The organism is Schlesneria sp., from assembly GCF_036405755.1.
GTDB classification, from domain to species: Bacteria; Planctomycetota; Planctomycetia; order Planctomycetales; family Planctomycetaceae; genus Schlesneria; species Schlesneria sphaerica.
Window position 1 is genome coordinate 1 of the sequence record NZ_DASWWZ010000118.1, and the last position, 10,690, is coordinate 10,690.

General features: G+C 57.6%; 10 protein-coding genes and 1 tRNA gene. 5 read left to right on the plus strand and 6 right to left on the minus strand.

The features are described 5' to 3' along the window. Positions 1–3 precede the first annotated feature (3 nt). Positions 4–855, plus strand: a complete 852-nt coding sequence (locus VGE80_RS04050; RefSeq protein WP_440591767.1) for a phosphoribosylformylglycinamidine synthase subunit PurQ — start codon at positions 4–6, stop codon at positions 853–855. A gap of 55 nt (positions 856–910) precedes the next feature. On the opposite strand, the gene VGE80_RS04055 is transcribed toward VGE80_RS04050, so the two are convergent. From VGE80_RS04055 to VGE80_RS04075, 5 genes are all read right to left on the minus strand, one after another. Beyond that, positions 911–1,513, minus strand: a complete 603-nt coding sequence (locus VGE80_RS04055) for an amino acid kinase family protein (RefSeq protein ID WP_373652957.1) — start codon at positions 1,511–1,513, stop codon at positions 911–913. Continuing rightward, positions 1,510–2,865 (minus strand): glycerate kinase type-2 family protein, encoded by a 1,356-nt coding sequence (locus tag VGE80_RS04060; protein WP_440591763.1) that lies wholly within the window; start codon positions 2,863–2,865, stop codon positions 1,510–1,512. The genes VGE80_RS04055 and VGE80_RS04060 overlap by 4 nt, the downstream gene beginning before the upstream one ends. A gap of 145 nt (positions 2,866–3,010) precedes the next feature. Beyond that, positions 3,011–3,229, minus strand: a complete 219-nt coding sequence (locus tag VGE80_RS04065) for a hypothetical protein (protein WP_373652959.1) — start codon at positions 3,227–3,229, stop codon at positions 3,011–3,013. Positions 3,230–3,720: 491 nt separating this feature from the next. After that, the gene (gene coaE, locus VGE80_RS04070; protein ID WP_440591764.1) at positions 3,721–4,413 is read right to left on the minus strand and encodes a dephospho-CoA kinase; all 693 of its coding nucleotides are present in this window, start codon (positions 4,411–4,413) and stop codon (positions 3,721–3,723) included. Between the two features lie 90 nt (positions 4,414–4,503). After that, positions 4,504–5,451 (minus strand): ribose-phosphate diphosphokinase, encoded by a 948-nt coding sequence (locus VGE80_RS04075; protein WP_373652961.1) that lies wholly within the window; start codon positions 5,449–5,451, stop codon positions 4,504–4,506. Between the two features lie 235 nt (positions 5,452–5,686). Between VGE80_RS04075 and VGE80_RS04080 the strand changes: the two genes are divergently transcribed. The 4 genes from VGE80_RS04080 to VGE80_RS04095 all read left to right on the plus strand — a co-directional run bounded on the left by VGE80_RS04080 (position 5,687) and on the right by VGE80_RS04095 (position 10,193). After that, a complete protein-coding gene (locus VGE80_RS04080; protein WP_440591765.1) occupies positions 5,687–7,204 on the plus strand; it encodes a UDP-N-acetylmuramoyl-L-alanyl-D-glutamate--2,6-diaminopimelate ligase in 1,518 nt (505 codons plus the stop codon). A 1-nt stretch (position 7,205) separates the two neighbouring features. After that, entirely contained in the window at positions 7,206–8,621 is a 1,416-nt protein-coding gene (locus tag VGE80_RS04085) for a UDP-N-acetylmuramoyl-tripeptide--D-alanyl-D-alanine ligase (protein ID WP_373652963.1), read from the plus strand. Positions 8,622–8,963: 342 nt separating this feature from the next. Further along, positions 8,964–9,329 carry a hypothetical protein gene (locus tag VGE80_RS04090; protein WP_373652964.1) on the plus strand — a complete coding sequence of 122 codons (366 nt, stop codon included), beginning with the start codon at positions 8,964–8,966 and terminating at the stop codon, positions 9,327–9,329. Between the two features lie 156 nt (positions 9,330–9,485). Further along, positions 9,486–10,193, plus strand: coding sequence for a carbonic anhydrase (locus tag VGE80_RS04095; RefSeq protein WP_440591766.1), 708 nt, complete (start codon positions 9,486–9,488; stop codon positions 10,191–10,193). Between the two features lie 362 nt (positions 10,194–10,555). On the opposite strand, the gene VGE80_RS04100 is transcribed toward VGE80_RS04095, so the two are convergent. Continuing rightward, positions 10,556–10,639: transfer RNA gene (locus VGE80_RS04100), tRNA-Leu, on the minus strand. Between the last annotated feature and the right edge of the window lie 51 nt (positions 10,640–10,690).

The following is a 10,690-nucleotide window of genomic DNA, read 5'->3' on the forward strand; positions in this document are numbered from 1 at the left end:
CACATCCGACGAACGATCGGTTCCTCTGTAAGGAATGAATGGAAGATGGCTTCGCCTCGCGTTTGTGTGCTGCGTGCACCGGGTACAAATTGTGACATTGAAACGGCTTACGCTTTCGACACTTGCGGCGCACAGGCCGACCGAGTGCATCTGTTCCGGCTGATCGAACAACCCCAACTGCTCGATGACTACCAGATTCTGTGTATCCCCGGCGGATTCAGCTACGGCGACGACATCGGTGCGGGCGTGGTCTTTTCAAGCCAGTTGCGAGGCCATCTCGGCGAATCCGTCAAGCGCTTTCTGTCGTCTGACAAGCTGGTTCTGGGAATCTGCAATGGTTTCCAGACGCTGCTGAAAGCTGGCGTACTACCCTACGGGGCCGAGGGATGGGGCACCTCCGAACGGAGCGACGCTGACGCCACGCTTACCTGGAACCACAACGGAAAATACACAGCCCGTTGGGTTCACCTGAAAGTCGGTCAATCGAACAATGTCTTCCTCCGCGGAATCGAGTCCCTCGATCTTCCCATCGCCCATGCCGAAGGACGACTCGTTCCGAAAGATCCGAGTGTTGTTCAGCAGTGGAAGGAGAAAGGACAAATCGCAATTCAGTACGCGGACTGGGTTCAGGGTGATCCCTCACGCCCTGTCAACGCGCGCTGGAGCGCCAATCCGAATGGTGCTGTCGCTGATATCGCCGGACTCAGTGACCCTACCGGCAGAATTCTGGGACTGATGCCACACCCGGAACGCTTCCTCTTCGCCACCCAGCATCCCCACTGGACACGACTGAAGCTGGAAGGAGACGGCGCGGGTTTGAAATTGTTCCAGAACGGCGTCGCCTACTTCGGCTGAGAAGGGCTCTCATGCGGGTCGCTCAGTCAATGTCCTGAGCGACCCCAAAAGCGTCTCAGTCCAGAATCCGCCAAGGCTGAATTTTCAGCTCGCTGGCGCGCAGATTACACCACGAGATCTGCTCGATGCCGCTGGCAAAGTGGGGGAAATACGAGTCAACCAGCTCGTCTCGGGCAGCAGCCTGCAGCGTCACACCGTCTGGAATCCCGGCCGACTTGAGAAGAATCAGTTCTTCTGCAGGCCAGAGTCGCGCGGTCCAGGCTGCCAGAGAATCACTCGTCACGTCCCAGTGATGGGGGAGGGGTAAGCCCGAAATCGGCTCTTCCTCACGCACAAACTGGTGGAAGTCCAAAAGTAGAGGATCAGCTCCCTGCTTCCAGTGTTGATCGGCAGCAGCGCGCGAAGCAACGGTCGTCCACGGCAGGAGTGCCTCCAATAGTTTGCGATTGAGGTCGAGACTGGAAATTGCCAGCCAATGAGCGACTTCCTGAGTCAGATGATGAGTCTTGCTCCAGTTCCGCACGACGTCCGTCGTCGCTCCCCCCCCAATCAGAATCAGACAGCGATCGCCGGGTCGCTGGCTCAGGACTGCCAGCAGGCGTTCGGCAAGTCCCGGAAGCGTCAGCAGACTCCCCCCCAGTTTCAAGATGACTGTCATCGTGATTCACCCGCCACCAGAGCCATCTGCAGATCCATGACGTTGGTGTGAGTGGGACCGGTCTTGAGCAGTCCACCGACCTGATCGAAGAAGGTATACGAATCGTTAATCGCCAGGAACGTTCGAGGATCAAGCCCCCTGTCCTGTGCAGACTGTTGTACCTTCGCGTCAAAGAACGCACCCGCTGCGTCAGTAGGCCCATCTTCGCCGTCGGTACCGCCTGACAGCACAATCAGACGACTCAGATCCCGATTCCCCCAATGACATCCCGCCGCCAGAGCCACTTCCTGATTCCGCCCCCCAACTCGGGGCAAATCCGTTTCGGCGAGCTTCACGACGGGTTCTCCCCCACCCAGGAAACACATGCTGCGGGACGAAGCCTCTCTTAGTGCGGTCGAAGAAAGTTCCGCCAGTTCCACCCCAATTTCCGAGGCAACTCCCTGTCGGTCCGTTCCCAGAAGACGAACCTCAAAGCCGAGACGACGAGCTTCGGCCGCAGCCGCCTTGACTGCCGTCTGATTGTTCCCAATCACAAAATTGTGACACTCGATCGTCGATTTCTCGTCCGCGACCGGCTTGCCGATCTGCTGGCGCAGGGCATTCCACACGGAGGCAGGGACGGAACTATGGGCTGAATCAGTCCCCGCAAACCGCTCCAGCACGGCCAGGGCGTCTTGAGCGGAGTCACAATTGGCCACTGTCGGTCCTGAGGCAATGATGCCGAGCGGGTCACCCGGCACGTCCGAGATGATCAGGGCGATCATGCGTCCTGCCGGAGCCGCGCGCAGCAGGCCCCCCCCTTTGACGCGTGACAATCGCTTGCGAACCGTATTCAGTTCGTGAATTGTCGCCCCTGAACGCATCAGCAGCCGCGTCACGGTGAGCTTGTCTGCGAGGCTAACACCCTCAATCGGAGCAGGGAGCAGAGCGCTACCTCCACCAGAGATCAGCACGAGACACAGGTCGTCCGGCGTCAGAGAGTGGACAAGTTCCAGAATCTGCTGGCATCCGTGGACACCCGCCTCGGTCGGCTCATTTACTCCAGCGGGCCGTGCCGGATGCAGATGGATCTTTTCCAAGGAACGAACGCAATCCGCAGGGACATTCACCCAGCCAGTGAGTTTGTCCAGGAAGCGACTTCCCAATGCGTCTTCCACACCCGCAGCCATCCCGGCTCCGGCTTTTCCGGCACCGACGACCACAAGACGCCGCAGCGAATCAAGGGAAATTGTCTCACCGCAAATCGTGAAACATGAGCGGTCGGCGGAAATCGCCTGACGTACCAGCGCGGTAGAATCAACGGCGGCAACGCCCGCTCGCCAGATTGCCTCTGCCTGTTGCTGCAGAGTCACACCAGTTCCCCTCTGAATGGAGAGCGAACCGGTGCCCCACGCTCCAGGGGCTCATCGTACGTTTCGACGGCCCCGTCCAATCGTAACGACTGGATTCCGGCAGGCACGGGGAAATCGCTCTCGACCTGCTGGAAGAATAATGCGTTCACGCGCCGGGACGCAATCGCATGTAGGCAGACAGAATTTCGTAGAGATCGGTGGAAACCTGGATCTCATCATCCGCAAAGTCGCTCACCCAGGTCCGATTCCAGCGGGTCGCGTCAATGAGGGCGCGAGAGATGTCTCCCAGGCGGACAGTGACATTTTCGGGGACATCTGGAGTGGATTCTTCTTGACCTGTAAAAATCCGAAGGCGATGGCGCATGATTTCATCCCTGATGTCATACCGACAGAAGATTTTTGACCGGCCTCGAATTTGGGCCACGCGGTCAGCTAAGAATTCGACATTGTCGGTTAGGCAACTTGACCGAATCTGCGGAAAAATCCGACAGGACTATCTGTGCTCATTATTCCGCTCGTACAGAGCTTCAAGGACACTTGTCCAGACTCGCTTCACCCGCGCAGAACTTGCCTGTTTGGAACGAAAAACCGATCCATTGATGGGGTCAACCGGCAGAAATTGGCGACAGATTCCTGCTGACACTCGGACTGAGTCACGTCGAATTCCCGTCCGGCGGGGACTGCGCATTCTCCCCGTTGCGACCAATCAGCAAACGCCTCCTCTGGAGACGTTACGACAAGTTAATGAGACGTATTCCGGAGAAGGGATATCTCTGACGTGCAAACCCCCAGCTCGATCGAGCAGCAGGGGGAACCACTGGCGTAGAGAACGACCCCTGGCGCCATCGACACAAGTCAGTTGATATAACCGCGCTGGCAGAGTTCCGCGAGTAATTGACGCCCGGCATGATCGAGGTCACTGTCATTGAGGACGGTAAAATCGGCCCCCCTTTGCTTGCGATCCAGGCTCCACTGACTCGCCTCACGCCGATGCAGTTCGTCAGCCGTCCACCCGCGGTTGTCCCGCACTCGCTGCAGACGGATCTCATCGGGGGTTTGCACGTAGACCACCAGGTCGCATTCCTGATTCCAGCCCGCCTCGAGCAGGATCGCGGCATCCAGCAGGACAGCAGCCATGCCCGATGCAGCCGCCCGCCCGAATTCCTCGACGGCCTTTCTTATGATTTCCGGATGAACGACTCGTTCCAGCTCGTGCCGGGCATTCAGGTGGTCCGGGGTCGAGCCAAAAACCTTCTTCGCCAGTGCCGGCCGCGAAATTCTTCCGTCTGCGCCGAGAATCTCGGAACCAAACATCGCACGCAGCGCTTCGACAACGTGTGGTTCGAGTAGTGCTTCATGCCCTAAGGCATCTGCATCAATCACACTCACGGGGGCATGCGCAGCGACCCATTTTGCCACGGAACTCTTGCCCGATCCGATGCCTCCGATAATGCCGACAATGGGAATACCATGCCGAAACACCCCGGGTCGCCCAGCGGGGACAGTTCGTGCTTCATCGCGAGGCTTTGCTGCGTTTGGATCGTTCATGGTTTGTGTGCGGAGGGCCGCTGGTCCTGTAACACGCTGCAAACGCGGGACGGGCACACGCCCCCACTGCACAATCCACTGATCGACAGCTCAATCGAACAGATAACTGACCGATTCATTTCTGTGAATGCGTCGAATCGCTTCACCCAGAAGTGGAGCCACCGAGATGACGCGAAGGTTGGGGAGCATTTGCTCGGGTTTCAGGGCCAGACTGTTCGAGACCACGATCTCAACAATGGGAGCTTCCCGTAACCGTTTGACGGCTTCGCCGCAGAAAACGGCATGCGTCGCCCCGACATAAATCTTGCTGGCGCCGAACTGGGCCACAGTCCTGACAGCACCGACCATTGACCCCCCGGTGGTGATCATGTCATCAAAAATGATGGCCGTTTTGCCTTCGATCGGCCCGCCGATCAAGTTTTCCTGCCGGGTCTCGAACGCGTTCGCGCGACGTTTATCGACGATGGCAAAACTTCCCCCCAGATGGTCAACGTGCTGGAGCGACCGTTTGATGCTCCCTTCGTCAGGGCTGACGATGACCAGATTTTCCGTGGGCAGATTCAGAGACCGGAAGTAATCGTCCAGAATCGGTGACGCGTACAGGTGATCCACAGGGCAGTCGAAAAAACCCTGAATCTGCGCGGCGTGCAGGTCCATCGCCAGTACCCGGTCCGCACCGGCTTTGGTAATCAGGTTGGCAACCAGTTTGGCAGTGATGGGAACGCGTCCCATATCCTTGCGATCCTGACGTGCGTAACCGTAGTAGGGGATGACGGCGGTGATGCGTTCAGCGCTGGCACGCTTGCACGTATCAATCATCACCAGCAGTTCCATCAGGTTTTCATTGACCGAGGGTCCTGTTGGCTGAACCAGGAAGACGTCACGACCTCGGACATTGGTATCCAGACGGACCGAAATTTCCCCATCAGGAAAATTATCGAGTACCACAGAACCCAGTCCAATACTGAGGTACGACGCGATCTCGGACGCGAGCTTCGGATTGGCGCGACCACTCAGGATGCAAAGTTCTTCATACATGAAAATTCGGGTGTTCGGCTGAAGGCGTGTGGCGGCGTCACCCCGTCGGGGTTTCAATTACCCTGTCAGGTTTCCATCCCTGCCAGATTCTCATAAAGCCGCCGCATTCTGAGAGAAGCCTCCTGCGGAAGCAAGCCCGATCGCCATCCCGAATGAAATCGTCTTGACGCTTTCGGGTGAATCAAGGACAAGTCCGACGCCATCGGGTTTGCGTTTCGATCGCAGGGAGGCGTTCGTGCGTCACGCGAGTACTTTTCCATGTGCCGTCAGTTTACGGCGGCTGCTGCCTCAGGCGACCTTCGTGGGATGCACGAATCTGTGCGTCATCGATGCCGTCGAAAACAGCACGGATGTCCATGAAGGGGCACTTTTTGCCGTCATCCGCGGTACACGCGTTGATGCCCATCAATATATCAACGAGGCCTACATTCGAGGGGCCGCGGGACTGCTCGTCGATCGGCCACATCCCGAAATTCCGTTGCCTCAATGTGTTGTACCGGATGTCCGATCGGCCTTCTCACGTATCTGTGAATCCCTGTCAGGAAATCCGACGCGCCTTCTCAGCATCGCGGGTGTAACCGGAACGAACGGGAAAACCACCACCGCATGGCTGATCCGCAGTCTGCTGGAAAAGTCGGGACGGCGAACAGGCCTCCTGGGAACAGTCGAGTACTCAGACGGCCAGCAGAGCGAACCGGCCACGCTGACGACTCCCGATTCTCGATCTCTCGCACAATGGTTTGGCCGCATGGTTGCGGCGGGAACAACCCATGCCGCCATCGAACTTTCCAGTCATGCACTCCACCAGGGCCGTGCCGCCGGAGTCGAACTCGGTGCGGCCGTCGTGACCAATATCACGCAGGATCACTTCGATTATCACGGCACGTTCGAAGCTTATCGCAGCGCAAAAACCCGCATTGTGGAACTGGTCCAGCCGGGGGGGATGGTCGCCCTGAATGTCGATGATCCCGCCGGTGCCTGGTCCGTTCGCAACCACGTCTGCGAATCCTTGTCCGCCGTCAGCTACGGTTTGAACACACTCGCCGACGTGAGTCTTCAGATTCGCGACGAATCGTTGTCGGGCACCCGCTTTCGCCTGGGTCTGCATGGACGCAATATTGAGTGTGCGACACGACTTATTGGACGCCATAATCTCTCTAACATTCTTGCCGCTGCCGCTGTGGCCTTCCACTTTGGACTGACACCAGAAGAAATCGCCGAAGGAATCGAAACCTTCCATCGAGTCCCGGGCCGCATGGAGCAGATCGACTGCGGACAGCCCTTCGATGTCTTCGTCGATTATGCTCATACCGACGACGCCCTGCAGCGTTGCTTGAACAGCCTGAAAAGCCTCACAGCAGGCCGAGTCATTGTCGTCTTCGGAGCAGGGGGGGATCGCGACCGCAGCAAGCGTCCTAAACTGGGCAAGGCCGCAATGCTGGCGGATGTCGCCATCGTCACCAGCGACAACCCTCGTACAGAAGATCCTGCCAAGATTATTGACGAAATTCGGGCGGGGATGCAGAACGACGGCACCGTCACGATCGTCGAGCAGGACCGGCGAGAAGCCATTTGCAAAAGCCTGCAGATGGCCGCCCCGGGAGATTGCGTCCTGATCGCCGGAAAAGGGCATGAGAACGAACAAGTCATCGGTCGCGAACGATTCTCATTTGATGATCGAAAGATCGCGCGTGAATTTCTGCGAGAGCGGTGGCAACCACTTGCTCGCCCACCCGAGAGAGTGAGCGCTTAATATGCAGCGGTTTAGCCTCCGAGACCTGACACGGGCAACAGGCGGTCGGCTTCGGGACGTCAGTAACATTGACGCTTGTTTCGACCGAGTCTTCATCGACTCACGCGAAGTCCAGCCAGGAAGTATCTTCTGGGCACTCAAGGGGGAACATCTTGACGGGCATCACTTCACCGGTGAAGCTCACCAGCGCGGTGCTCACCTGTCCGTAGTCGCTGCCGAATCTGCATCGGCTGTCTCTGGGGCCGTTCTGATCGTGGATAATCCACTGACCGCATTAGGTCGGTTCGCCGCATGGCATCGCCATCGACTGGACCCGCTGGTCATCGGCATCACTGGAAGCGTAGGAAAAACGACAACGCGTGAGCTGACTTACGCGGCCCTGGGCTGTCAGTTTCAAGGGATCCGCAGCCGCAAAAACTACAATAACCTGATCGGACTGCCGCTCAGCCTGCTCGAGCTGAATTCGTCGCACGAATTTGCCGTCATAGAAATGGGTGCCTCACGCGTCGGGGATATCCGCGAACTTTGCGATATTGCCTGCCCCGAAATTGGTATTGTCACCGCAGTGGGCCCAGCCCACCTCGAGTCTTTTGGCTCACTTGCCGCAGTCTTTCAGGCCAAAGGAGAGTTACTTGAGCAACTGCCGACAACCGGCTTTGCCGTGCTTCCGGGTGATGATCCCGATCTGCGCCAAATGGCTGATCGGGCACCGTGTCCTGTCATTTTTGTCGGCCAGGGTGATGACAATCACATCCAGGCCACTCAAATCGAACCCCGTCCCGGCAATTTGCGTTTCCACTGCGAAGGAACCCGATTTGACGTTCCCGTCAACGGGCGACACGCGGTCTCCAATGCACTTTGCGCGATCGGAGTCGGTCTTGAAATCGGCATCCCGATCGAGCAGCTCGCGAGCGGTCTCGCCCGGTTTTCACCCCCTCCAGGACGTGGCGGACTTCAGAAAATTGGTCCGTGGACGGTGCTTGACGACACGTATAACGCCAGTCCGCTTTCCGTCGCCGCCGCGTGCCACGCGTTAAATGAACTGGCGATTCCCGGTGTTCAGAAACGGATGCTGGTGCTGGGCGACATGCGAGAGCTCGGCTCGACCTCGAAAATGGAACACGAACGAATTGGCCGCCTGGCGGCTCAGTTGCAGATTGATCGAATACTGGTCTGTGGTGAGTTTGCAGACGATGTTGCGCGGGGAGCGATCCAGTCAGGGATGAACCCCGAACAGGTTGCGGCGGCGACCCATGTCGAAAGCCTTTTGGCAGTCCTGAACCGCTGGCTGGAACCTAACGACATCCTGCTGGTGAAAGGATCGCGATCAACGCGAATGGAACGAGTCATCGAGTGGCTGAACTCATGTGCAGAATTTGCATTCACTGCCGAACGACAACAAAAAGCCTGCGCCTGAAAGTCACGTCGGCAAAATCTTGACGTTTTGGGATTGCAGCGAATCCCACTGGAATGTATCGAACCTCTTACATGTTGATGACACTTCGCAGGAAGTTTTCACTAAGGATCTACGTCTCGTTTTCGATGCAGTCGGTTCCGTCACAAATCGATCGATTTGCGGAAATCGGTCGTTCGTCCGGGTCGCGCCGGATACCTAAGCTTCGGTGGCATTGCAATCTCTGGGTCGATGGCTTTGTCATCATGTCGTGACGGAACCAAACCCGGGCGCTGAGACTGTCCTCTCAGCGCCCGGAACCTTTTTTATAGCCTGCAATTCGCCTTCTCGTTCGGAATAAGCTCCATGACTCGTCCGCAATCTGTACTGGGAGTCTTCCTGCTTGTCGTGACCGTCTTCTCTCTGACCTGGCAATCCACTCGGGCAGGGGATGAGGACCGAGCACAAACGACAACGAAGTCATCTGCGGGACTCACTGAAGCGGAATTACTGGAACGAATCGATGCCCTGGAACTGAGGGTGAGCCAGCTTGAATGTACTGAGACAGGAGTCCGCCAGATCGAGAATTCTGCCAGTCCGGCGGCATCCGTCCCTCGCGAATTATCCGATACTCATTCCGAGCCATCACCCTATCAGTCGCAGAATACCAATGGGACATCATGGAGTTTCCGAACACTCAGCCATCGTGGAGCGGCCCGAATTGTCAGGTGACCTGAATCACCGTGTGCGACTATTCTCGTCCTGACCTGCCGAGCCTTCGTGGCAAACGGCGGAACTCGTCATCATCAGGTTCTTCGAGAATAATCGCGCGCGGTCATTTCTCAGGTTGCCGATGGCAATCACCCTCTTTCCAGAAGAATCCTCACGATGGATCAGTTGCTGACGGGCATCCACCAGTTCCACACAAATGTCTTTCAAAACGAGCGAGAATTCTTCGAGACGCTCGTCTCGGGGCAACACCCCAGTGCCTTGTTTATCGGCTGTTCTGACTCGCGGGTTGACCCCTCGATAATTATGCAGGCCCAGCCGGGCGAGTTGTTCGTTCTGAGGAACGCAGGAAACATCGTCCCCTCTCACGGGGCATCGAATGGAGGCGAACCCGCCACCATCGAATATGCGGTGACGGCTCTCGGCGTTGAGGACATCATCATCTGCGGTCACTCTGGCTGCGGGGCAATCTCAGCCATGCTTCAGCCCGACAGCATGAAGAAGCTGCCACTGGTGCGGGGCTGGCTGTCGCACGCAGAGGCAACTCGCCTGATCGTCGAAGAAAATTACTCAAAGTACCACGGACGGGAACTGCTCGAAATCGCGATCCGCGAGCACGTGCTTGTGCAGATCGAAAATCTCCAGACTCATCCCGCTGTCGCCGTCAAGCTGCAACGAGGTGAACTGCAACTGCATGCCTGGATCTATCAGATGGAAACGGGTGAAGTTCACGCCTACTCGACCAAAGACGGCGGTTTCGCGCCGCTCAACGGCCTCGCCCCTCACGAAGCCAGCAAGCGCAACGTCGCCAATCCTCGCAAGGCCCCCGCGCAGCCCGCTCGCTCGCGTGCCAGGAAGAAATCGTAATTCGAGCAGAACGTGTGGCACAGTCTGGCCGCGTCAGACAGCGCGGCCGGCCTTTCGGCGGCGACGTTTTACTCTCAGATCGTTTCATGTCCACGGATTGCAGGCGCAGTGGCGGCCGAGCATAGTGGCGCGATCGACGAAGCCTGCTCAAGAATCGCGCGACATCAGAGAGCAACCATGCGGTCTCAGTCGCAGGGGGTTTGAACGCACCTCGGGAGTGTCAGGCTTGAGGTTCCACTCCCAAGCATGAGCCAGCCGCGCGAAGTCGCAGAGAGAAGTCGCAGATGGGTGTAAAAAAACTCCCCGGGACGAATCACGGGGAGCTGTTGCCAATCAAGGATATCGAGCGGCATGCGGAAAAATGCGAGAGGGGGGAGTCGAACCCCCACACCGATTAAGGTACAGGATCCTAAATCCAGCGCGTCTGCCAGTTTCGCCACTCTCGCGGGAAACTGAATCATAGCAATCGTCTGGGGTGGCGGCAAACGTGCCCTGTA